This window comes from Micromonospora sp. WMMD730, assembly GCF_049178955.1.
In the GTDB taxonomy this organism is placed as follows: domain Bacteria; phylum Actinomycetota; class Actinomycetes; order Mycobacteriales; family Micromonosporaceae; genus Micromonospora; species Micromonospora wenchangensis.
The window spans coordinates 1025516-1048452 of sequence record NZ_JBMHML010000002.1 but is presented as its reverse complement, the minus strand read 5'-3'; the positions used below and the strand labels follow the sequence as shown (position 1 = coordinate 1048452).

Sequence of the window (22937 nt, the reverse complement as noted above, 5' to 3'; positions counted from 1 at the left end):
GAAGGCTCTGAACACCGACGCGAGGCAGCAGGAACAGTCCGTGGGCGTGGCCCCCGGATGGTGGACCGAGGCCGTCATCTACCAGATCTATCCGCGTTCCTTCGCCGACTCCGACGGTGACGGCATCGGTGACCTGCCCGGCATCACCGCCCGACTCGGGCACCTGGCCGAGTTGGGTGTCGACGCCGTCTGGCTGTCGCCGTTCTACCCGTCGCCGCAGGCCGACGCGGGCTACGACGTCGCCGACTACCGCGACGTCGACCCGCTGTTCGGCAGCCTGGCCGACGCCGACAGGTTGATCGCCGAGGCCCGCGCGAAGGGTCTCAAGGTCATCGTCGACCTGGTCCCCAACCACACCTCGTCGGCGCACCGGTGGTTCCGGGCCGCCGTCGCCGCCGCCCCCGGCAGCCCCGAACGGGGCCGGTACATCTTCCGCGACGGGCTCGGCCCGGACGGTGCCGAGCCCCCCAACGACTGGCAGAGCGTCTTCGGCGGCCCCGCCTGGACCCGGCTCGTCGAGCCGGACGGCCGGCCCGGCCAGTGGTACCTGCACCTGTTCGACACCGCCCAGCCGGACCTCAACTGGGACAACCCGGAGATCCGCGCCGAGTTCCTCGACGTGCTCCGGTTCTGGCTGGACCGGGGCGTCGACGGTTTCCGGGTGGACGTGGCGCACGGCCTGATCAAGCAGGCCGACCTGGCCAACTGGGAGGAGCCGCAGGAGATCCTCTCCGGCAACGAGGCGGACAAGCCACGCCCGCCGATGTGGGACCAGGACGGCGTCCACGAGGTCTACCGCGAGTGGCGGCGGGTGCTGGACTCCTACGACGGCGAGCGGATCCTCGTCGCCGAGGCGTGGGTGGAGCCGGCCGAGCGGATCGCCCGCTACGTCCGCCCCGACGAGATGCACCAGGCGTTCAACTTCGAGTACCTGCTCGCCGCCTGGACGGCTCCCGCCCAGTACGCGGTGATCACCCGCTCGCTGGAGGCCACCGACGCGGTCGGCGCCCCGACCACCTGGGTGCTGTCCAACCACGACGTCATCCGGCACGCCTCCCGGCTGGGCCTGTCGGCCAAGGGCGGCCGGCCCAACGGCATCGGCATCGGCGACCCCCAGCCGGACGCCGCGCTGGGCCTGCGCCGGGGCCGGGCGGCCACCCTGCTGATGCTCGCCCTGCCCGGCTCGGCCTACCTCTACCAGGGCGAGGAGTTGGGGCTGCCGGAGCACACCACGCTGCCCGACGAGTCCCGGCAGGATCCGACCTGGGAGCGCAGCGGCCACACCCAGCGCGGTCGGGACGGCTGCCGGGTGCCGATCCCGTGGGAGGCCGACGCCCCGTCGTACGGCTTCGGCCCGACCGACGCCAGTTGGCTGCCGCAGCCGCCGCTGTGGGCCGAGTACGCCCTGGACCGGCAGCGGGGGGTGGCCGGCTCGACGTACGAGACGTACCGGACCGCGTTGCGGCTGCGCCGCGAGCACGCCCTGGGGCGAGGGACGTTGCAGTGGCTCTCCTCCGGCGACGAGGTGCTGAGCTTCCGCAACGGCGGGCTGACCGTGCTGACCAACTTCGGCACGGCCGCGGTGCCGCCACCGGCCGGGGAACTGCTGCACAGCAGCGCGCCGCTGGACGCCGACGGTCGGGTCCCCACCGACGTCACGGTCTGGGTCCGGCACTCCTGACCCACCCCCGGTCCTGAACTCCGGCCCCGGCGCTCAGCCGGTCCGGGGCCGGAGTTCGGCCCCGGACCGGAGTGGGTTCGACCCCTGGTGGCGGGGTGCCCTGGTGCGGGGGCCTGATGCTGATGCCGGGGGCGTGCCGGGGACCGGTGCGAGGCTGGCGGCAGGCCCCCGGAGGGACACGGCGACCTTGGTGATGCTCTTCGCGTCCTTTCGAGCTGATGGCGTTAACGATTCACGGGTTGAGGTCACCGGTGGCCCGGATCTGCGGCGAGCCGTCTCCCCGGGGCGGGGCCGGCACCAGCAGGTCAGCGGCGGTCGGCGCGGTCGTGCAGCAGGTCACCCACGGCGGCGATGTCGCCGGGTGACGTGCGGGATGCCAGCCAGTACATCAGCCCGGTGGGGATGAAGAGGAGCTGGAACGCGGCCAGCCCGACGGCGTAGTTGAGCGGCGGCGGGAAGGCCGCCCGCAGCGCGTGGAAGGCCGCGCCGACCAGTCCGTTGCCGGCGGCCCGGCCGACCCCGTTGACCAGGTTGCCCAGGCTGTAGACGGTGCCCCGGTGCTCCGGCGGGTTGACGTCGGCGATCAGGGCGAACCAGTTCGGCGAGTTCGCCGACGTCAACGCCAGCGCGACGACGGCGGTGAGCAGGCTCAGCCCGACCGTCGGCTCGGTCACCACGCTGGCCAGCACGGCACCCACCACCGCGCCGGTGCCGCCGCCGTCGGGCACGTCGATCCGGATCGGCACGAAGAACAACACCAGGTAGAACGGCAGCGCCGCGAGCACGCCGACCGCCGCGACCAGCGCCCTGCCCCGGGGGGTACGCCGTTGCAGCGCGTCCCCGACCAGCCCGCCGACGATGGAGAACACCCCACCGAGCTGGAACAGGGTGGCGAAGACGCTGCCCACCACGACCGCCGTCGCCGTCGAGTAGCCCTGCTCCTGCGCCCGCTCGGCGAACAGCACCGGCAGCCACACCAGCGACCCGAACGCCGCCTGCGCGGTGAGGCCCTGCAGGATCAGCCACCGGTTGGTCCGTCGCCCCAGGATGCGCGGCAGGTCGGAGCGGGTGATCCGGTAGTCGTACTCGACGCCGGCCTCGATCGCCGCGGCCAGCTCCGGTTCGCTCTGCCCGCGCCGGATGTCGTAGGTCAGCAGGTAGGCCACCGTCGCGCCCAGGCCGACCACGGTGAGCAGCAGGAACGGGCGTCGCCAGTCGGTCGCGCCGAGCAGCCCGCCGGTGAGCGTCCCGGCCAGGGTGCCGACCCCCTGGGACAGCCCCCAGAAGCTCATCACCAGCCCCCGGCGGCGCGGGGAGATCAGGTCGGTGACCACGGAGAACCCGACCGAGCCGACCGCGCCCAACCCGACCGCGGCCACCAGTTGCGCGGCGAGGAACGTCGGGAAGCCGGTGGCGAACGCGCTGCCACCGGTGCCGGCCGCCCAGACCAGCGTGCCGACCATCAGCAGCGGCTTGCGGTTGGTCCGGTCACCGACGTACGCCCAGGCCACCGCCGCGACCGCACTGACCAGGAAGCTCACCGCCGTGACCAGGCCGAGCATCCGCTGCGGCACGCCCAGCGCCCCGGAGATCGGCCCGTACAGCGGGGGCACCAGGCCGATCGCCACGTTGTCCAGGGAGGCGAGCACCACGAACACCACGACGCTGTAGAGGCGGTGCGCCGCGTTCCCGCGCCGGGAGATCCTGCTGCCGGTCATATGCGGCAGCCAACCAGGTACGCCTCCCGGCCCGACGGGCACCCCCGCCGGGCCGGTCCACTCGGGGCCGGACCGGCCGACGGCCGGTGACCGGCCCCCCGTGCGCCGGTCACCGGCCGACGTCGTCGGTCGGGTGGGTGGTCACTCCCCCGGCACGGCCACCCGGTCGAGGGTGTGGTCGCGGGCCTCGGCGTACCGCTGGCGGATGGCGGGGACGGGCTCCGCCGCGTACTCCTCGGTGTCCTTCGGTGCCCAGTCCGGTGGCGTCGCGCCACCCAGGGCGACCCAGGCGGCCTGGCGGGCCGCGCCGTCGGCGACGTACTCCCCGGGCGGGGGCACCACCACGGGACGGCCGAAGACCTGCGGTGCGATCCGGCGGACCGCCGCCGAGCGGGCCCCGCCGCCGACCAGGATCACCCGCTCGACCGTCGCGCCCTGGGCGACCAGCGCGTCGAGGCCGTCGGCCAGCGCGCAGAGCATCCCCTCCACCGCCGCCCGGGCCAGGTGCGCCGGGGTGGCGGTGCGCAGGGTGAGGCCGTGCACCGAGCCGGTGGCGGTGGGGCGGTCCGGGGTCCGCTCCCCCTCCAGGTAGGGCACCATGACCAGGCCGTCGGCCCCGGGTGGGGCGCTCAACGCCAGCTCGGACAGGGTGTCGAGGTCGACGCCGAGCAGCGTCGCCGCCGAGTCGAGCACCCGGGCCGCGTTGAGCGTGCAGACCAGCGGCAGGAACCGGCCGGTCGCGTCGGCGAACCCGGCCACCGCGCCACCGGCGTCGGCGGCCGGCGTGTCCGCCACCGCGAAGACCGTGCCCGAGGTGCCGATCGAGACGACCACGTCGCCCGGACCGGCACCGACCCCGAGCGCGGCTGCGGCATTGTCCCCGGTGCCGGGGCCGAGCAGGACGTCCCCGCCCGGCACCGCCCGGCCGTCGCCGAGCACGGCCGGGTCGAGCACGCCGGCCTGCGCGGCCGGACCGAGCACCGTGGGCACCTCGACGACCCGACCGAACGCCTTCTCCAGCAGGTCGGGGCGGTACTGCCCGGTCACCGGCGACCAGTAGCCGGTGCCGCTGGCGTCACCCCGGTCGGTGCGCAGCGCCGCCAGGTCGGGAGCACCCGCCAACCGCCAGGTCAGCCAGTCGTGCGGCAGGCAGACGGCGGCGACCCGGGCGGCCCGCTCCGGCTCGTGCCGGGCCAGCCAGCGCAGCTTGGTGGCGGTGAAGCTGGCCACCGGGACCAGCCCCACCGCGTCGGCCCAGAACCGGCGGCCGGTCTCCCCGCCGCCGGCCTCGGCGATCAGGTCCCGGGCCGCGTCGGCGGACCGGGTGTCGTTCCACAGCAGCGCCGGCCGGACGACCTCGCCCGCCTCGTCGAGGCAGACCATGCCGTGCTGCTGACCGGCGACCGACACGGCCGCCACGTCGGCCAGCCCGCCGGCCGCCTCGACGGCGGCCAGCAGGGCATCCCACCAGGCCCGTGGGTCGACCTCGGTGCCGTCCGGGTGCGGCGCGCGGCCCTGCCGGACCAGCGCGCCGGTCTCCGCGTCCCGGATCACCACCTTGCAGGACTGGGTGGACGAGTCCACCCCGGCGACGAGCGGCATGCCGGCCCGCCTCAGCGTGCGCCGAGCAGGTGCTCGACGGCGAGCTGGTTGAGCCGGACGAAGGCGAAGCCCTTCGCCGCCGTCGCGTCCACGTCGAACTCCTCGAACGCGGACCGGTCGGCGAGCAGCCCGGCGTAGCCCTCACCGTCGCCCAGCGTCGGGCTGGCCAGCTCGCCGACCTTGCTGGCGGCGAGCGCCTCGACCACCTCCGGGTCGGCCCGGAACGCCGCCGCCCGCTCCTTGAGCAGCAGGTAGGTCGCCATGTTGGCCTCGGCCGACGCCCACACCCCGGCGATGTCCTCGGTGCGGGAGGGCTTGTAGTCGAAGTGACGCGGGCCGTCGTACGCCGGGCCACCGTTGGGGCCGCCGTTCTCCAGCAGGTCCACCAGGGCGAACGCGTTCATCAGGTCGCCGTGGCCGAAGACCAGGTCCTGGTCGTACTTGATGCCGCGCTGGCCGTTGAGGTCGAGGTGGAACAGCTTGCCCTGCCAGAGCGCCTGGGCGATGCCGTGGGCGTAGTTGAGGCCGGCCATCTGCTCGTGCCCGACCTCCGGGTTGAGGCCGACCATCTCGGGCCGGGCCAGCTCGGAGATGAACGCCAGGGCGTGCCCGACGGTGGGGAGCAGGATGTCGCCGCGCGGCTCGTTCGGCTTGGGCTCGATGGCGAACCGCAGGTCGTAGCCCTGGTCGACGACGTACTGGCAGAGCACGTCGACGGCCTCGCGGTAGCGGTCCAGCGCGGCCCGGATGTCCTTGGCGACGTCGTACTCGGAGCCTTCCCGGCCACCCCACATGACGAAGGTCTTGGCGCCCAGGTCGGCGGCGAGGTCGACGTTGCGCAGCACCTTGCGCAGCGCGTAGCGGCGGACGTCACGGTCGTTGCTGGTGAAGCCGCCGTCCTTGAACACCGGGTGGGTGAAGAGGTTGGTGGTGACCATCGGCACGACCAGGCCGGTCTCGTCGAGGGCCTTGCGGAACCGGGCGAGCTGCGCCTCCCGGGCGGCGTTGTCGGCGCCGAACGGGATCAGGTCGTCGTCGTGGAACGTGATGCCGTACGCGCCCAGCTCGGCGAGCCGGTGCACGGCCTCGACGGCGTCCAGCTCGGGGCGGGTGGCGTCGCCGAACGGGTCACGGGCCTGCCAGCCCACCGTCCAGAGCCCGAAGGAGAACTTGTCGGCGGGGGTGGGACGGGGTGCCATGGCAGACCTCCGGTGGGGATGATGGTGGCGGTGGGTGGGTGACCCGCAATTTGTTCAGTGGTTGAATTAAATGGCCGTGCTGTGGCACTGTCAAGGGGTGACCGAGACCCGGACCGTCGGCGCGGTCCGCCAGGGAAGCCTGCGCGAACTCAACCTCGCCGTGGTGCTGCGACGGATCGCCAGCACCGGCCGGCCGCCGTCGCGGGCCGAGATCGCCGCCGACACCGGCCTGACCCGGGCCACCGTGTCGGCCGTCGTCGACGACCTGATCGCCGGCCGGCTGGTCACCGAGGCCGACCCCGCGCCCCGCACCGGCGCCGGCCGCCCCGCCCGGGGACTGCTGCTCGGCGACACCGGGCCGGCGGGGCTCGGCCTGGAGGTCAACGTCGACTACCTCGCCGCCTGCGTGGTCGACCTCACCGGTGCCGTCCGGCACCACGAGGTGCGCCGGGTCGACCTGCGCCCGCTCTCCCCCGCCGACGCGCTCACCGACCTGGTCGCCCTGGCCCGTCGGGCGCGTACCGCCGCCGACGCCGCCGGGCTCGGCCTGGCCGGGGCGGCCCTGGCCGTGCCGGGGCTGGTCGACGCGCGCGGCCTGGTCCGGCTCGCCCCCAACCTCGGCTGGCGCGACGTCGACGTGCCGGCCCTGCTCGCCGGTCACCCCGCCCTCACCGACCCGGTCGACGGGGTGCCGCCGCTGGTGGTGGAGAACGAGGCGAACCTCGCCGCGCTGGGCGAGCTGCACGCCCGCCCCGGCGGCCCGCAGAGCTTCCTGCACGTCTCCGGCGAGATCGGCATCGGCGCCGGGATCGTGCTCGACGGGGCGCTGTTCCGGGGCTCCCGGGGGTGGAGCGGCGAACTGGGTCACGTACCTGTCGACCCGGACGGCCCCACCTGCCGCTGCGGGGCACGCGGCTGCCTGGAGACGTACGCCGGGCAGGAGGCCGTGCTGGCCGCGGCCGGGCTGGCGGGCGCGGACCTGCCCGCCGACACCGCCGCCCGCCGGCTGGCCGACCTGGCCTGCTCCGGCGACCCGGCCGCGCTCGACGCGCTGCACGCCGCCGGCACCGCGCTCGGGGTGGCCGTCTCCGGGGTGGTGAACCTGCTCGATCTGGACACCGTGGTGCTCGGCGGCGGATACGCGACCCTCGCGCAGTGGCTGTGCCCGCCGGTGCTGGCCGAACTCGACGCCCGGGTACTCACCAGCGGGTGGTCCCCGGTGACGGTCCGTCCGGCGGCGCTCGGGGCCGAGTCCGCCGCCGTCGGCGGGGCCGGTGCGGTGGTACGCCGGATCATCGCCCGGCCGTCCGGCTGGCTCTCCCGCCCGGGATGACCCCCGGTTCCTCGCTGGCCGATTGTCGGCCCACCTCGGTACGCTTTACCTGAGGCAAGGATTTCCTACCGAGGAGAGCACTCCCAGCATGCGCAGAGGTCGACAGACCGACGCGCCCGGCGACCGGCGGTGACGACGACCCACCGGGGCGGGCACGCCGGCCCGGTGAGCGGGGGCGGACGGGTGTCCCGCGCACCGGCCCACCCGTCGCCGGACGGCCCGCTGCCGGCCGACCCGCAGCTCGCCCGGGAACTGCTCGACGGGCTCGCCGAGGCGGTGGTCACCACCGACCGGGCCGGGCGGGTCACCCTGGTCAACGCGATGGCCGGGCAACTCCTGCCCGAGCTGGTCCCCGGCACCGACCTGACGTCGGGCACCGTGCCGGCGCTGGCCCACGCGGTCACCGGGGACGCCGCGACGTTCGACGCCGAGCACCGGGGACGCCGGCTGCGCGGGGTCTGCCGCCCGCTGGCCGGCGGGGGCTGCGCCTGGTACGTGCGGGACGTCACCGACGAGCACGCCCGCACCGACGCGTTGCTCGCCGAGCGGTCCCGCACCGCGTTCCTGGCCCGGGCCGGCAGCCGGCTCGGGCTCTCGCTGCACCGCGAGCAGACCCTCCGCAGCGCCGTCACCCTGCCCGTGCCCTACCTGGCCGACGCGGCACTGGTCGTGCACCGGCCCCCGCAACCCGGCGAGGACGTCCCGCACTGGCTGCGGTACGCCGACGGCGACCCCGCCCCGGTCGGTGGGGTCGCCGGCCCGGAGCTGACCGGCGCGGTCCCCGGGCTCGTCGAGGCGCTCAGCGGCGCGACCACCGACCCCAGCCCCTGGCTCGACGCCGAACTGGCCGACCTGGGCGCCGTCCTGCCGCCGGACTTCGGCCGCCCCGGCACCGTGCTGATCAGCCCGATGCCCAGCGCCGGCGGGCCGGCCGGCGCGTTGATCCTGGTCCGGCGGGTCGGCCGACCCGGCTTCGACCAGCGCGACATCGAGCTGGCCCGGGAGTTCGCCGCCCGCGCCGGCTCCGCGGTCGCCGCCGCCGAACTGTACGGCGAGCAGGCCCACCTGGCCCGGGTGCTCCAGCACAGCCTGCTCCCCCCGGAACTGCCCCAGGTGCCCGGCGTCACCCTCGCCGGCGGTTACCGTTCCGCCGGGGACAGCCTGCGCATCGGCGGCGACTTCTACGAGGTCTTCCGCACCGCCACCGGCGCCCTGTTCGCCCTCGGCGACGTCTGCGGCAAGGGGGTCGGCGCGGCCGTGCTCACCGGCCGGGTACGCCAGTCGTTGCAGACCCTGCGGCTGGTCGAGCAGCGTCCCCGGGAACTCGTCACCCTGCTCAACCGGGCGTTGTTCGACTCCCCCGACGCCGCCCGGCGCAGCCAGTTCACCACCCTGCTGCTGGGCACCACCGAACCGGAGGCCGACGGCGGCCTGCGGGTCCGCATCGCCGGCGGCGGGCACCCGTCCCCACTGGTGGTACGCGCCGACGGCAGCATCGTCGAGGCCCGGGTGGGCGGGATGCCGATCGGTGCGTTCGCCTCGGCCACCTTCGTCGAGGTGGAGGTGCGCCTCGCCCCGGGTGAGCTGCTGCTGGCGTACACCGACGGGGTGACCGAGGCGCGCGGCGGCGCGGCGGCCGTCGAGATGTTCGGCGAGCAGCGGCTACGGCAGGCGCTCGCCGCGGTGGCCGGCCTGCCGCCCGCCGCCGTGATCGACTGGCTGCTCCAACTCGTCGACGAGTGGCTGGACGGGGAGAGCCACGATGACATCGCGCTGCTGGCCGTCCGCGCGGCGGACCCGGCGTGAGCCGACCGGACGGGCCGGCCGCTACGGCTGCGGGCCCGCCGGCCGGGCTGGCCGTGGTGGGCCCGGAGGTCGTCGCGGCGTACCTCGACTGTCTGGACCGGGCCGACCTGCCCGCCGCCACCCGGATCGCGACCGGGTTGCTGGACGCCGGCTCGTCGGTGGCCGACGTCCTGGTGGACCTGGTCGCCGTGACCCAGCGCGAGGTGGGGCTGCGCTGGCTGACCGGCCGGTGGAGCATCGCCCAGGAGCACGCCGCCACCCACGTCAGCGAGCAGGTGGTCGAGGCGGTCGCCGCCCGCAGCGGCCCCACGGGCGAGCGGGGGCACGTGGTGATGGCCTGCGTCGAGGGCGAGTGGCACGCGTTGGCCGCCCGGATCGTCGTCGAGGTGGTCCGCGCCGCCGGCTGGCGGGTCACCTTCCTCGGTGCCAGCGTGCCGGTCCGGCACCTGGTCTCCTACCTGCACCAGACCGGCCCGGACGCGGTGCTGCTGAGCTGCGTGCAGCCGAGCCGGCTGATCCGGGCGGGGCGGATGATCGAGGCGTGCCGGGCGGCCGGGGTGCCGGTGGTGGCAGGTGGCCCGGGTTTCGGCCCGGACGGCCGCTGGGCCGCCGCCGTCGGCGCCGCCGCCTGGGGGGCGACCGCCCGGGACGCGGCCCGGCTGCTGGCCGGCCCGCTGTGCCCGGCACCGCACGCCGGTTCCGGGCCGGCGACCGGCACCGACGAGTACGTCGCGGTGCTGCGCCACCGCCGCGACCTCGTGCAGCTCGTGCTCCGCGAGGTGACCCCCGCGCCCGACCGGGTCGAGGAGGTCGCGGGGGCGGTCGCGCAGCTGGTCGACGCGCTGGCCGCGGCGATCCGGATCGGCGACCCGGGGCTGCTGGTCGAGTTCGTCCGCTGGCAGACGGAGCTGCCCGACGCCCGGGACGGCTCCCCACTGGTGGACACCACGCTCCGGGTGTGCGCCACCGCGCTGACCGAGCACCCCCGTGCCGGGGAGTACCTGCGTCGGGCCCGGACGCTGTTGACCACCAGCCCGTGACCGCCGGGTCAGGCCGAACGGGCCGCCGGGGTGCCGTCGCCGGGCCGGCTCCGCGGCGGGGACGGCGCGGACGGCGCGGACGGTAACTCGACCACTGGCCCGCCCTCCCTCTCCCGGGCCCGCGCCACCCGGTCGAACTCCACCAGCCCGCGCAGCAACGCCCCCCGGCCCTCCCCGCTCATCCCGGCCAGCACGGCGGCGAGCCGCTGCCGGCGGTCCCGGCGCAGCTCGGCCAGGAGGCGGGTCGCCTCCGGGGTCAGGTGCAGGGCGATCTCCCGCCGGTCCGACCGGCCCGGCTCCCGCTCCAGCATGCCGGCGGCGACCAGCCGGTCGCAGAGCCGGCTCGCCGAGGAGAGCAGCATGTTGAGCAGGGTGGCGAGCCGGCGCAGGTTGATCCCGTCGTGCCGTTCGACCACCATGACGGCACGTAACTGCGCGCTGGACAGCCGGCTGGTGGTGCTCTCCCGGGCCGCCTCCCACACGGAGAGCAGGGCCCCTGTCGCGGCGTCCAGCTCGGCGGCCATACTCACGTCTGGTCCGCTAGGACCGCTTTCTTCGGCCATGGTGGGCCCGAGACTACCCCCCGTACCAGGGGATCTGCGCTGTCAGGAGGCGTACATGACAAGCGGAGCCGAGTGCCGGGTCCGACGGGTGCTGACCGAGTCACCCGCGGACCTGCTGCTGGCACGGCTCGCCGACGAGCTGGGGCGGACGTACCGGATCACCGACGTGGAGCTGTTCCAGGTCGACTACCGGCTGTCGGTGCTGCTGCCGCTGGGCGGCGGCGACCCGCTGACCGGGCCCGGTCACCCGGCCTGGCGCTGCTACGACCACCAGCAGCCGGTGCTCGCCGACGGGATCGGCTGGTTCCCCGTCGGCATGCGGGGTGAGCGGCGCGGGGTGCTGCGGTTGACCCCGGTGCCCGACGACCGGACGGCGGTCGAGGAGCTGACCCGCATCGCCACCGCCCTGGGGCACGAGTTGGCCGCGGTCACCGCCGGCACCGACGTCTACCGGGCCTCCCGCCGGGCCCGCCGGCTCACCCTCGCCGCCGAGATGCAGTGGGAACTGCTGCCGGGGCGCAGCCGGGACCGGCCGTCGTTCCGCCTCGCCGGCCAGCTCGAACCGGCCTACGCGGTGCGCGGGGACAGCTTCGACTGGTCCGACGACGGCACCCGGCTGTGGCTGTCGGCCATCAACGGCACCGGTGAGGGGGTGGCCGCCTCGATGCTCACCGCGCTTGCCACCCACGCGTTGCGCAACGCGCGCCGGGGCGGACTGGCCCTCGCCGACCAGGTCGCCCTCGCCGACCAGGCGGTCTACGCCCTGCACCGGGGCGAACAGCACCTGTCCGCCCTGGTGATGGAGCTGGATCTGGCCACCGGGGTGCTGACGGCGGTGGACGCCGGGTCGCCCCGGCTGGTGCTGCTGCGCGACGGGGAGGTCAGCGAGCAGGTGCTCGACAAGCAGTTCCCGCTGGGCATGTTCGAGGGCACCGACTACCGGCACCAGAGCTTCGAGCTGCGCCGTGGCGACCGGCTGTTCGTGCTCAGCGACGGCGTGATCGACGCGACCGGGCAGCACGTCCGGTACGGCGAGACGGCGCTGGACCGTTTCCTGCGGCGTACCGGACCGATGACGCCGCTGGACGCGGTCCGCTCGCTCATCGGCGACCTGCGCGCCTTCGTCGCCGGTGATCTGGTCGACGACGCGGTGGTGGTCTGCCTGGACTGGACCGGCCCGCAGGAGTGAGACCGGTGGGCCCGGCGCGTACGGCGCCGGGCCCGGCGGTCAGTACGCTCCGCGCCCGCGCAGCACCGCGCCGAAGGTCTTCCACAGGATGGTCAGGTCGGCGGCGAGCGACCAGTTCTCCACGTAGTAGAGGTCCAGCCGGATGCCGTCCTCCCAGCTCAGGTCGGATCGGCCGCTGACCTGCCAGAGGCCGGTCATGCCCGGCTTGACCAGCAGGCGGCGGGCCACGTCGCCGTCGTAGCGGGCCACCTCGGACGGCAGCGGCGGGCGCGGGCCGACCAGGCTCATCTGGCCGAGCAGCACGTTGACCAGTTGAGGCAGTTCGTCGAGCGACCACTTGCGCAGCAGCCGCCCGATCCGGGTGACCCGCGGGTCGTCGCGCATCTTGAACATCAGGCCGTTGGTCTCGTTACGGGCGACCAGCTCGGCCAGCATCGCGTCGGCGTTGACCACCATGGTGCGGAACTTCAGCACCCCGAACTCCCGGCCGCCCTGCCCGACCCGGGTCTGCCGGAACAGCACCGGCCCCCGGCTGTCCAGCCGGACGGCCAGCGCGATCAGCGCCACCAGGGGCAGCAGCAGCGCCAGCGCCACCGCTGCGGCGGACCGGTCGACGAACTCCTTGACCAGCTTGCGGGCCCCCCGGAACTCCGGTGCCTCGACGTGGATCAGCGGCAGGCCGGCCACCGGGCGGGTGTGGATGCGCGGGCCGGCGACGTCGGTGAGGGCGGGGGCGACGACCAGGTCGATCCCGGTGCCCTCCAGCTGCCAGCCCAGCCGGCGCAGCCGGGTCGCGGTCAGCTCGCCGGACGCGGTGACCGCGACGGTGTCCGCGCCGATCGCGGCGGCGGCCTCGGGGATGCCCCGCAGGGAACCCACCACCGGCACGTCGCTGAGCCGCTGCGGTACGGGTGCGAGCAGCGCGTCGGGGATGCACGCGCCGACCACGTGGTAGCCGGCGTACGGCTCCCGGCGCAGGGTGTGCACCAGCTCCAGCACGTGCGCGGTGTCCCCGACGACGAGGACCCGGCGGGACCAGCCGTCGCCCCGGCAGCGGGCCCGGTGCAGTGCCTTGCGGGCGGCGAACCGGGTGGCGACCAGCCCGACGGTGCCGACGGCGAAGGAGATGCCGAGGAAGCCCCGGGACACCCCGGCGTCGAAGATGTAGCCGGCGATCGCGACCCCGCCGGCCAGTCGCAGGCTCGCCCCGCTGACCCGCCGGTACTCGTCCGCACCGTAGCCGAGCACCCGGTCGTCGTAGCAGCGCAGCGCCTTGAGCGAGACCAGCCAGACCAGCACCAGGGCCGGCGCGACCAGCACGTACGGGATCTCCGAGCCGCGTGGCACGGCATCACCGAAGCGGGTGGCGTAGCCGGCGAGGACCGCCAGCGACAGCACAGCGGTGTCCAGCACCACGAGCGTCCGGACGTAGCCCCGCTGACTGGTCCGGGATCGAGTACCCGCCGATCGGCCACCGGGCGCCGACGGCGGGGTACGGACGGGCGTGGACAGCGTCGCCGAGGTCACCCAACCTCCCCCACATCACACTGGTCGGCTCCGAGCCCGGTGCTCACCTCTGGAGGGGGTGGCCGGCCGGAGCGCTCCCGACATCCTGCCCCACAATGATGCTCACCTATTGCTTCGGACGCATTACTGTCAGTTTTCTTTCGCCGCCGAGACGGAGGAATCCCACCACCGCAACCGATTCTCACCGAATGCAGTGGCCCCTGTGCACTGTGCGAGGGCTCAGCGCGGTGCGTTCGGGCGCAACGCGATGGCCTTCAGGAAGATGTCACCGATCTTGGACGGGTCCTCGGTGACGAAGGCGCCGCCACCGGTGACGTTGGTGATGGACTGGAGTTCGGCCTTGGAGACCTCGCTGCCGATGCCGATGATGACCACCTGCACCGGGCGCTCCGGGTCGTTGAGCTGCTTGAGCCGGCTGATCAGCGAGCTCTGCGAAATACCGTTCTTGTCCTCGTTCTTACCGTCGGTGAACAGCACCACCGAGTTGACCCGGCCGGGCTCCCACCCGTCCTGGACGTTCTTGTACGCCGCCAGCATGGTGTCGTACAGGCCGGTGTCGCCGCTGGACGGGCGGATACCGGCGAGCCCCTGCTCCAGCTTGCCCCGGTTGCCGGACAGCGGGTTGATCGGCTCGATCTCCCGCCAGTCCCGCGAGCCGACCAGCTCGGTGGAGAAGGTCCACAGCCCGATCGACCAGGAGTCGTCGAACAGGTTCAGGCCCCGGCTGGCCGCCGCCACGGTCACCTGTTCCCGGCTGGCGTTGTTGGCCGACGGGACGGGGGTCTTCATCGAACCGGAGACGTCGATGACGCAGAGCATCCGCCCGGACTGGGTGGCGATCGACCAGCCGGAGACCGCACGGTCTATGGCCACCGGGTCCAGGCCACCGGCGGCGGTCCCGCCGGACGGGGGCACGGCGGTACCGCCGCCGGCCGGGCTCGGCGCGCCCTGCGGCGCCTTGAAGCCGTCGCCCCAGTTGCCGTCCGGGGCCCGCAGCGACTGCACGGCCAGCCGGTTCTTGAAGCTCTGCGTGGTGAGCAGTTCGAAGAGCACCTTCGCCGCCGACGCCTTGCTCTGGTCGATCCCCGGGAGCACCGCGTACGGGTAGTCCAGCGGCATCGGCGACGGCTCCAGGTAGAGCGCGGCCAGCGGGATCGGCGGCTTGGTGTTGTTGTAGGCGATGACGTCCTCCTCCGACAGCGCGGCGGCACCGAGCGCGCTGGCGATGGAGGTCGGGTCGTTGGAGCGCGGGAACCGGGCCAGCAGGTCCTGCCGCAGCGCCGAGCGGCCGGTGGCCAGCGCCCGCAGGGCGGCCGTGGTCGCCTGCTGGGCGTCGCCGCCCCCGCCGCTGGCCGCGGCGGTCAGGGAGAGCAGGCCGGAGAGCCCGGCGGCGTCCTGGGTCGGCTCGACGATGCCGGCCCGCAGCGGCTTGTCGCTGCGGACGGCACGCAGCATGTCGTTCCAGGTGAGCTTCTTCTCCGGCCAGCCGAACTTGGTGCTGGCCACCGGCTGCGGCATGGCCACCACGATGGGGCTGCGGGCGATCGAGGCGCCGTTGCCGGGGGCGAACGCGGTGGCGCCGCCGCTCTTGAGGCGCAGCAGCCAGGTCGACGAGTCCGGAATCCACACGTCGGGCGTGACCGCGGTGCCGCTGGCCTGCCCCACCCCGGCGAGGCTGGCCCCGTGTTTGCTGGCCACCGCGGCGGCCACCTCCACCGGTTCGGAGGCGGTGACGTTCACCTTGATGCAGGTGCCACCGACCGCGGCCCCGTCGGTCGTCCACTGGGCCGCCGCCGCCTCGACGGCCGGCGCGACCTCGGGCGCGGCGGCCACGGCGAGCTGGATCTCCCCTGAGCAGGACGGTCCGGCCAACTGCTGGTAACCGACCCAGGAGCCGCCGACCACGACGACGAGTGCGGTCGCCGCCAGGGCGGCGCCCGCTCCACGGATACTTGAACGCATGCGATGGCGGCCAGACACGCTGACCATCTTGCGTATCTCGTTCGCTTTCTGCCATGACCGTTCGGACGAAAGTTACGCAGGAGAAACAGTTGATCACTATTTCGACACCGTGAGTAACTAAATCGTCTCGTGACGTGGCACCCCTCCACCCCGGACGGACGTACGTCAGGGCAGTACGCAGGTCGGACTCCCGGTGGGCACCGGCTCGCCCACCGGCGACGGCACGCCCGACTCGGGGTCGACCCAAAACACCCGGACCATGTCGGCCCGCTCGTCGGCGACATACAGGTGCCGGCCGGAGAACGCGAAGTGCCGGGGCCACTCCCCGCCGGTGTCGACCTCGTCGACCAACCGGGGCAGCTCCCCGTCGAGGGCGAAGACCGCCACCGTGCCGACCCCCCGGTTGCCCAGGTAGAGGAACCGGCCGTCCGGGCCGACCGTGATCTCCGACGGCTGGACGTGACCGGACCGGCCGCTGGCGTCCACCCGGCCGAGCTGGTGCAGCGCCCCGTCGACGGTCAGCTCGTAGGCGGTCACCGTCGCGTCCAGCTCACCGGAGAGCCAGCAGCGCCGCCCGTCGGGATGCCGGGCCAGGTGCCGGGGGCCGGTGCCCGCGACCGTGTGCACCCGGGGGGCGCGCGGGGTCAGCCGGCCGGTGGCGGCGTCCAGGTCGTACCGGTAGACCGAGTCGGTGCCCAGGTCGACGGCGAGCAGCGGGCCGGTGCCGGGATCGGGCGACACCATGTGGCAGTGCGCCTGCTCCTGCCGCTGCGGGTCCGGGCCGTGCCCCTGGTGGACCACCAGATCGGTACGGTCCCCGGGTACCCCCTGCCCGTCCAGCGGCAGGACGGCGACGCTGCCCCCGCCGTAGTTGGCGACGAAGAGGTGCCCGCCGTCCGGGGCGACCGCCAGGTGCGCCGGCTCGGCACCACCGGTCGACCGGACCCCCAGCGGGGTCAGCCCGCCGTCGGGACCGACCGCGAAGGCGCTCACCTGGCCCTCGGGCAGCTCGTTGACCGCGTAGAGCACCGGCAGGGACGGGTGCCGGACGAGGAAGGACGGCGCCGGGGTCACCGCGACCGTGCCGAGCGGGGTCAGCCTCCCCGACTCCGGGTCCCGCCGGGCGGCGACGATGCCCTCCCCGCGCCCGCCCGTCTCCGCCGTGTAACCGCCGATGTGGACGATCGTTCCCGTCACCGGACCACCCCTTCGCCGAAATCCCGCCGTCGCTGCCCAGGCTTCCCGCAATCACCCGCCGCCATCCCCGGTTTCCCGGGTTTCCCACCCCGGCGGGGCGCGGGGCCGGTCAGCCTACCGGGACCGGTTCGCCGCGCTGCCGGGCCACGTGCTCGACCAGCGAGATCAGCACCAGCTTGCCGGACTGCCGGTCCCGGGCGTCGCAGAGCATCACCGGCACCTCCGGTTCGATGTCCAACGCCTGTCGCACCGCGTCGACGCCGAACCGGCGGGTGTCCTCGAAACAGTTGACCCCCACCACGAACGGGATACCGCGCTGCTCGAAGTAGTCGATCGACGGGAAACAGTCGGCCAGCCGGCGGGTGTCGGCCAGCACCACCGCGCCGAGCGCGCCGAAGGCCAACTCGTCCCAGAGGAACCAGAACCGGTCCTGCCCGGGGGTGCCGAACAGATAGACCTGGAGATCGTCGGTGATGGTGATCCGGCCGAAGTCCATCGCCACGGTGGTGGTCGACTTGCCCTCCACCCCGGACAGGTCGTCGGTGCCGATGCCGGCGTCGGTCAGCACCTCCTCGGTCTGCAACGGCCGGACCTCGCTGAGCGCGCTCACCAGCGTCGTCTTGCCGGCGCCGAAGCCACCGGCAATGAGGATCTTGAGAGCCAGCGGCAGCCGGCCCGCTGAGGAGTCGCGATCAGAGCGCACGTAGTCCACTGACCACCGCCTTGAGGATGTCGTCGTCGGGAAGGCCGGCGGCGGCCGGCGGTTCGTGCACGGTGACCAGCCCACGGGCGAGCAGGTCACCGAGGAGTACCTGGACCACCCCGAGGGCGAGATCCAGGTCGGCCGCGAGATCCACCACCGCCACCGGCTGCCGGGCGTACTCCACCAGCCGACGGTGCTCGGGTTGCAGCCCCGGCTGGCCGTACGGGTCGACACCCGCTGCGGCCAGCACGTACGCCACCAGGTCGAAGCCGCCGACGGCGGGCCGCACCCGGCCACCGGTGAGGGTGTACGGGCGCACCACCGGACCGGCCGCGCCGTCCAGCCACTCGTGCTGGTGACCCGGCTGCTCAGCCCGCATCGGCGATCCCCGCCGCCGCCCTGGCCGGCGCGGTCAGGTTCTCGCCGACCCGGACGACCAGCATCGCCATCTCGTAGGCCACCAGGCCGATGTCGGCGTCCGCCGCGCAGGCCACCGCCAGGCAGGCACCCTGCCCGGCGGCTGTGACGAAGAGGTACGCCTCCTCCATCTCCACCACCGTCTGCCGGACGCCACCGGCGGCCAACTGTCGGCTGGCCCCCTTGGCCAGGCTGGAGAAGCCCGAGGCCAGCGCGCAGAGGTGTTCGGCGTCGGACCGCTCCAGCCCGGCGGACGCACCGAGCAGCAGGCCGTCGGCGGAGAGGACCACCGCCTGCTGGGCCGCCGGCACCCGCTCCACCAGTTCGTCGAGCAACCAGCCGAGATCGGCGTTCTGCCGTGTCGTGTGCACCACTAGGCGTCCCTCTCAGTCGCGGTCGAATCGGGCGTCGCCACCGGGCCGGCCGGCGACGGGGATGCCCCGGCGTCGGACCGCCCCGGGTCGCCGCCCGCGGTCGGGGCGGGCCCGGCCGGCGCGACCGGGTGGACGCCGCTGCTGTCCAGCCGCCCCCGGGCGGTGCCGGCCTGCAGGGCCGACATCTGCCGCCGCACCTCCTCGGGAGAGCGGGTGGTGGTCGGGTCGGGGCCGGCCGTCGGGCGCGGGGGGCGGGCCACCGGACCCCGGCGACGGACCCGGCGGGGCAGACCGTCGCCGTCGGCGGCCTCCACGGCCGAGGTACGGGCCGGCGCGAACGGCAGCACCGTCTGGTCCGGCCGTTCCCGGGTGGTCCGGGTGGTCCGCGGTCGGGGCAGGGTGGTCAGCCGGGTCACCGACGCCGCCGGGCGGTCCCGGGTCGGCGGGGCGATCGGCGGCTCCTCGGTGATCAGGTCGGCCGGGAGGCTCACCAGCGCGGTGAGCCCGACCGGCGTCCCGGCCCGCAGGGTGACCCGCACGCCGTGCCGGGCGGCCAGCCGGGAGACCACGAACAGGCCGAGCCGGGCGCTGTCGGCCGGGTCGAACTCGGGCGGGCTGGCCAGCCGCTTGTTGGCGTCCTCGACCGCCTGCGGCGTCATCCCGAGCCCGTGGTCGGTGATCTCGACGAGGTAGCCGTCGACGGCCGGTGCTCCGGCCACCTCGACCCGACGCTCGGGCGGGGAGAAGGCGGTCGCGTTCTCGATCAGCTCGGCGAGCAGGTGGATGACGTCGGCGACGGCCCGGCCGAGCAGCCCGGCCGGCTCGACCCGGCTGATGTCCACCCGGTCGTACGCCTCGACCTCGGAGATCGCGCCACGCAGCACGTCCAGCAGGGCGACCGGCTGCCGCCAACCCCGGCCCGGCGCCGCCCCGGCCAGGATGACCAGGTCCTCGGCGTGCCGACGCAGCCGGGTCGCCAGGTGGTCGACACGGAACAGCTCGGCCAGCTCGTCCGGGTCCTCGGCGCGGCGCTCCATCCGGTCGAGCACGGCGAGCTGCCGGTGCACCAGGCCCTGGCTGCGCCGGGCGAGGTTGAGGAAGACCTCGTTCAACCCCCGACGCAGCGTCACCTCGTCGATCGCCGAGCGCACCGCCACCCGGGAGACCTCGGTGAACGCCCGGCCGACATCGCCGATCTCGTCGGCACCGTAGGACAGCGGCGGGGCCTCCCGGGCCACGTCGACCTGCTCTCCCCGGCGCAGCCGGGCCACCACGTCGGGCAGCCGGTGCCCGGCCAGTTCCAGCGCCGCGTTGCGCACGGCGGACAACCGGCGGGCCAGCGTCCGCCCGACCCGGAAGGCGACCAGCAGCGACACCCCGATCGCGACGAGGCCCAGCACCCCGGCGACGCCGAGGCGCAGCAGGATCGTGACGGCGACCGGCACGGACCGTTCGGCCAGCCCGTCGGCCTGGCTGAGTTCGAAGTCGCGCAGCTCCTGCTGGACGGCCTCCTGGCTGACCTGCCAGGTACGCGGGTCGATCGGCGGGAGGCCGGACGGCCCCGCGCTGAGCAGCTGCTCCTGCATGGTGCGGAGCCGGACGAACACCTCCCCCTCCACCAGCCGCTGGTAGGCGGCCCGGTCGGCGGCCGGCAGGTCGGCCACCGCCGACTCGGCGAGGAACCGTTCGTTGGCGATGGTCTGCACCAGCCGCAGGTGCTCGCCCTCGGTGAACCGGCCGGCGACGAACGCCCCGGCGAGGATCGCGTCGGTCTGGCCGAGCAGTTCGCGGGAGCGGCCGACCGCGGTCAGGGCGAGCGCCTGCCGGTTCAACTCGGCGTCGGGCAGCGCCGCCGTCGCGGCGAACGCCTGGAAGGCCGAGGAGATCATGCCGCTGTACAGGCCGATGGCGCCGGCCCGGTCGACCTGCCGGCGGTCGATGAACCCCCGGCCGGCAGGCAACGCCTCCAGGGCGGCGCCGAGCGCGTCGAGCCGGGCGTCGAGCAGGTCACCGGCGGCGTCCCGCAGCGCGTCGCCGTCCATCCTCCGGCGCAGCTCGACGATCGCCTCGTCGGTGCGTCGCCGCTGGTCGGCGAGGGCGGGCAGGGTGCCGGTGCCGGCCAGTTGGATCACCGAGGCCCGCCGCTCCCGTTGCAGCTCGGCCACCACCCGTTCGCCGGGACGGCCGAAGTCCGCGAGCAGGGTCCGGGCGGCGAGCAGGTCGAGCGCCGGCCCGAAGGTCAACGTCGTGGCGAAGATCCAGAGCGCCAGGAGGGCGGCCACCGGGGTGACGACCAGGGCGGTCAGCTTGGCGCGGATCGGCCAGTCGCGGGTGTCCATGAGTCCTCGCCCGGGCGGGAGTGTCGGCGGTGGCGCCGGCACCGACCGGGCGGTTCCGGCATCGATGCCGGGCACCGGCACGGCACCTTGGGCAGGATACGTAATCCTGACGCTCAGCACTACCGTGCGTCTTGCGGCGTCACCGCTGCGTCGCCGCCCCACCGTCCGCCGGGCCGCCCCTGGCCGACCGGCATCCGACCAGGCCGTAACCGGGTTGATCAGGCATCGGCTCCGGCCGGCGGGCACCCGCGCCGACTCCCCGCCGGCCGGCGGGACCGATGGAAAAATGTGATCGGATTTCCACCCGATCGGGCCCGGACGCACACCGTGGCCGCTTCGTCCCGGTCAGGATCGGCATGTGCGGAGGAATTTCGCCGGATCGGGATTGGTGATCAGTGTGGGGAGGGAATACCGCAGGGCGAAGGAGGAGCCATGTCGCCCACGCAGATAGTCCTACTGGTTCTCGCCGTACTGGTGGTGGCGGCGCTGGTCGCCGTGGCCGTGGTGGCCAACCGCCGACGCGCCCTGCGGTCCCGGTTCGGCCCCGAGTACGACCGGGTGGTCGCGGAGCAGGACAGCCGCGGTGCCGCCGAACGGGAACTGCGCGAGCGGGAGCGTCGCCACGCGGAGTTGACGCTCACCCCGCTCAGCCCGACCGACCGGGCCCGGTACGCCGCCGCCTGGGAGGAACTCCAGGTCCGCTTCGTAGACTCGCCGGCCGAGGCCGTCGGTGACGCCGACGAGCTGGTCAGCCGCCTGATCGCCGACCGGGGCTACCCGACCGGGGAGTTCGCCGAGCAGGCCGCGCACCTGTCGGTGGAGCACGCCCGCACCCTGACCCACTACCGGGAGGCGCACGAGATCCGGCTGCGCAACGAGCGTGGCGAGGCCGGCACCGAGGATCTCCGGCAGGCCGTCGTCCACTACCGCACTCTCGTCGCCGACCTGCTCGGCGAGGAGCCGGTCGGGCACCGCCTCCCGGAGCAGCAGCACCCGGACAGCCCGCAGGACGCCACCACCCGCTGAGGAGAACCGCCATGCGCCAGGACGAGCAGCAGTCGACCACCGACCACCCCGAGGTCGTCAGGTCCACCCCGGTGGCGGTGCCGCCGCCGGACGCGGTGGACGCCGACCCCGTCGGCCGGCACGCCACGGCCCGCGACGACCGGGACCGCGACGGCGTCGACGACCGGGACGCCATCGACCACGACGACGACGGCACCGACGGTGACGGCTTCGACGACCGGGACGGCTTCGACAACCACGACGGCTACCACGGCCCGCGGAACGACGACGGGTTGCCCCTCACCCGCCCGCGCTCCGGTGACGACGCCGACCTGGCGACCGACCGGGAGACGCCGGCCGGTAGCGACCCGGACGGGGACCGGCGGCCGGAGTTCCACGAGCCCGCGCCGCTGCCCACCGCCTTCGGGGCGACCAGTGTGGGCGACGCGGTGGCCGCGTCGGCGCTGGCCGGCGGACGACCGCAGGACGAGCGGGACGCCCGGGACGAGGACCTCGCCGTGCCCGGTGACGGGGCGCCGGGGCGGACCGGGCCCTTCGACGACGAGCGGGCCGACCCGACCGCGGCGGACCGCATCCACGACCGGGACCGCTGGTCGGCCGACCGCACCGCCGACGACGACATCGACACCGGGGACGTCAACGCCACCGATCCGGACCGGGACACCGACCGGCCGGCACCGGTGACCGACGCCGCCGGCTACGGCAGCGCCACCCCGGCGATGGTCGACCCGGACGCGACGCCCGACGGTGACGGGTCGACGGCGGCCGGCGTCGGCGCGGCCGGTGCCGCCGCTGCGGTGGCCGGTGCCGCCGACCGGTCGACGGACGCGAACGTGCCCAGCGACGCCGCGACCCTGTTCGAGGCGGACGCCGCGCAGGGCTTCCGGGACCGGTGGCGCGACGTGCAGCTCCGGTTCGTCGACGACCCCCGGGGCGCGGCCGGCGAGGCGCAGTCGCTCGTCGAGGAGGCGATCGCGGCGCTCTCCGAGGCGCTCGCCGCGCAGAAGGAGAAGCTGGGCGGCTGGCAGGGTGCCGACGAGGCCGACACCGAACAGCTCCGGGTGGCCGTCCGGCGGTACCGCGACTTCCTGGACCGCGTGCTGGGCCGCTGAACCTTCACCGAACCGCCGGGCGGACGGCTCCGGCACCGCACCGGACGGCCCAGCGCCGGTGCTCCACCTCCATCGACGCCCCGGCCGGGACACTCCCGGCCGGGGCGTCGACGGTCCGCCCGCCGAATCAACCCGGACGTCCGGCATGA

18 protein-coding genes are annotated in these 22937 nt (G+C 74.6%); 7 read left to right on the top strand and 11 right to left on the bottom strand.

What is annotated here, in order from left to right; all coding sequences use genetic code 11:
• Positions 1-7 precede the first annotated feature (7 nt).
• Positions 8-1681: a glycoside hydrolase family 13 protein gene (locus ACN265_RS04790; protein WP_421411369.1), complete on the top strand. Its 1674-nt coding sequence runs from the start codon at positions 8-10 to the stop codon at positions 1679-1681.
• A gap of 305 nt (positions 1682-1986) precedes the next feature.
• On the opposite strand, the gene ACN265_RS04785 is transcribed toward ACN265_RS04790, so the two are convergent.
• The 3 genes from ACN265_RS04785 to xylA all read right to left on the bottom strand — a co-directional run bounded on the left by ACN265_RS04785 (position 1987) and on the right by xylA (position 6200).
• A complete protein-coding gene (locus ACN265_RS04785; RefSeq protein WP_421406158.1) occupies positions 1987-3399 on the bottom strand; it encodes an MFS transporter in 1413 nt (470 codons plus the stop codon).
• A 141-nt stretch (positions 3400-3540) separates the two neighbouring features.
• Positions 3541-5001 (bottom strand): xylulokinase, encoded by a 1461-nt coding sequence (gene xylB / locus ACN265_RS04780; protein WP_421406156.1) that lies wholly within the window; start codon positions 4999-5001, stop codon positions 3541-3543.
• An 11-nt stretch (positions 5002-5012) separates the two neighbouring features.
• Positions 5013-6200 (bottom strand): xylose isomerase, encoded by a 1188-nt coding sequence (xylA, locus tag ACN265_RS04775; RefSeq protein WP_357927966.1) that lies wholly within the window; start codon positions 6198-6200, stop codon positions 5013-5015.
• A gap of 70 nt (positions 6201-6270) precedes the next feature.
• On the opposite strand from xylA, the gene ACN265_RS04770 reads away from it, so the two are divergent.
• The 3 genes from ACN265_RS04770 to ACN265_RS04760 all read left to right on the top strand — a co-directional run bounded on the left by ACN265_RS04770 (position 6271) and on the right by ACN265_RS04760 (position 10379).
• Entirely contained in the window at positions 6271-7533 is a 1263-nt protein-coding gene (locus ACN265_RS04770; protein WP_421406154.1) for an ROK family protein, read from the top strand.
• Positions 7534-7662: 129 nt separating this feature from the next.
• Positions 7663-9339, top strand: a complete 1677-nt coding sequence (locus ACN265_RS04765; RefSeq protein WP_421406152.1) for a SpoIIE family protein phosphatase — start codon at positions 7663-7665, stop codon at positions 9337-9339.
• Positions 9336-10379, top strand: coding sequence for a cobalamin B12-binding domain-containing protein (locus ACN265_RS04760; RefSeq protein ID WP_421406150.1), 1044 nt, complete (start codon positions 9336-9338; stop codon positions 10377-10379). The genes ACN265_RS04765 and ACN265_RS04760 overlap by 4 nt, the downstream gene beginning before the upstream one ends.
• A gap of 8 nt (positions 10380-10387) precedes the next feature.
• On the opposite strand, the gene ACN265_RS04755 is transcribed toward ACN265_RS04760, so the two are convergent.
• On the bottom strand, positions 10388-10903 hold the full coding sequence (locus ACN265_RS04755; protein WP_421411367.1) for a MarR family transcriptional regulator: 516 nt from the start codon (positions 10901-10903) through the stop codon (positions 10388-10390).
• Positions 10904-10997: 94 nt separating this feature from the next.
• On the opposite strand from ACN265_RS04755, the gene ACN265_RS04750 reads away from it, so the two are divergent.
• Positions 10998-12131 (top strand): PP2C family protein-serine/threonine phosphatase, encoded by a 1134-nt coding sequence (locus ACN265_RS04750; protein WP_204928105.1) that lies wholly within the window; start codon positions 10998-11000, stop codon positions 12129-12131.
• A 39-nt stretch (positions 12132-12170) separates the two neighbouring features.
• Here ACN265_RS04750 and ACN265_RS04745 read toward each other — a convergent pair whose 3' ends face one another.
• From ACN265_RS04745 to ACN265_RS04715, 7 genes are all read right to left on the bottom strand, one after another.
• Positions 12171-13658: a sugar transferase gene (locus ACN265_RS04745; protein WP_204928106.1), complete on the bottom strand. Its 1488-nt coding sequence runs from the start codon at positions 13656-13658 to the stop codon at positions 12171-12173.
• A 219-nt stretch (positions 13659-13877) separates the two neighbouring features.
• Positions 13878-15620: a substrate-binding domain-containing protein gene (locus ACN265_RS04740; RefSeq protein ID WP_421406147.1), complete on the bottom strand. Its 1743-nt coding sequence runs from the start codon at positions 15618-15620 to the stop codon at positions 13878-13880.
• A gap of 165 nt (positions 15621-15785) precedes the next feature.
• Complete coding sequence (locus ACN265_RS04735) at positions 15786-16817, bottom strand: lactonase family protein (RefSeq protein WP_420118416.1); 1032 nt, start codon at positions 16815-16817, stop codon at positions 15786-15788.
• 109 nt (positions 16818-16926) lie between these two features.
• Entirely contained in the window at positions 16927-17529 is a 603-nt protein-coding gene (locus ACN265_RS04730) for a GTP-binding protein (protein ID WP_145921422.1), read from the bottom strand.
• Entirely contained in the window at positions 17510-17899 is a 390-nt protein-coding gene (locus ACN265_RS04725) for a DUF742 domain-containing protein (protein ID WP_204928109.1), read from the bottom strand. The genes ACN265_RS04730 and ACN265_RS04725 overlap by 20 nt, the downstream gene beginning before the upstream one ends.
• A complete protein-coding gene (locus ACN265_RS04720) occupies positions 17889-18311 on the bottom strand; it encodes a roadblock/LC7 domain-containing protein (RefSeq protein WP_204928110.1) in 423 nt (140 codons plus the stop codon). The genes ACN265_RS04725 and ACN265_RS04720 overlap by 11 nt, the downstream gene beginning before the upstream one ends.
• Positions 18311-20650 carry a nitrate- and nitrite sensing domain-containing protein gene (locus ACN265_RS04715; protein WP_421406144.1) on the bottom strand — a complete coding sequence of 780 codons (2340 nt, stop codon included), beginning with the start codon at positions 20648-20650 and terminating at the stop codon, positions 18311-18313. The genes ACN265_RS04720 and ACN265_RS04715 overlap by 1 nt, the downstream gene beginning before the upstream one ends.
• 432 nt (positions 20651-21082) lie before the next feature.
• On the opposite strand from ACN265_RS04715, the gene ACN265_RS04710 reads away from it, so the two are divergent.
• Together ACN265_RS04710 and ACN265_RS04705 are read left to right on the top strand one after the other, a co-directional pair.
• A complete protein-coding gene (locus ACN265_RS04710) occupies positions 21083-21676 on the top strand; it encodes a hypothetical protein (RefSeq protein ID WP_377686181.1) in 594 nt (197 codons plus the stop codon).
• Between the two features lie 11 nt (positions 21677-21687).
• Complete coding sequence (locus ACN265_RS04705; protein WP_421406142.1) at positions 21688-22788, top strand: hypothetical protein; 1101 nt, start codon at positions 21688-21690, stop codon at positions 22786-22788.
• Positions 22789-22937: the final 149 nt, after the last annotated feature.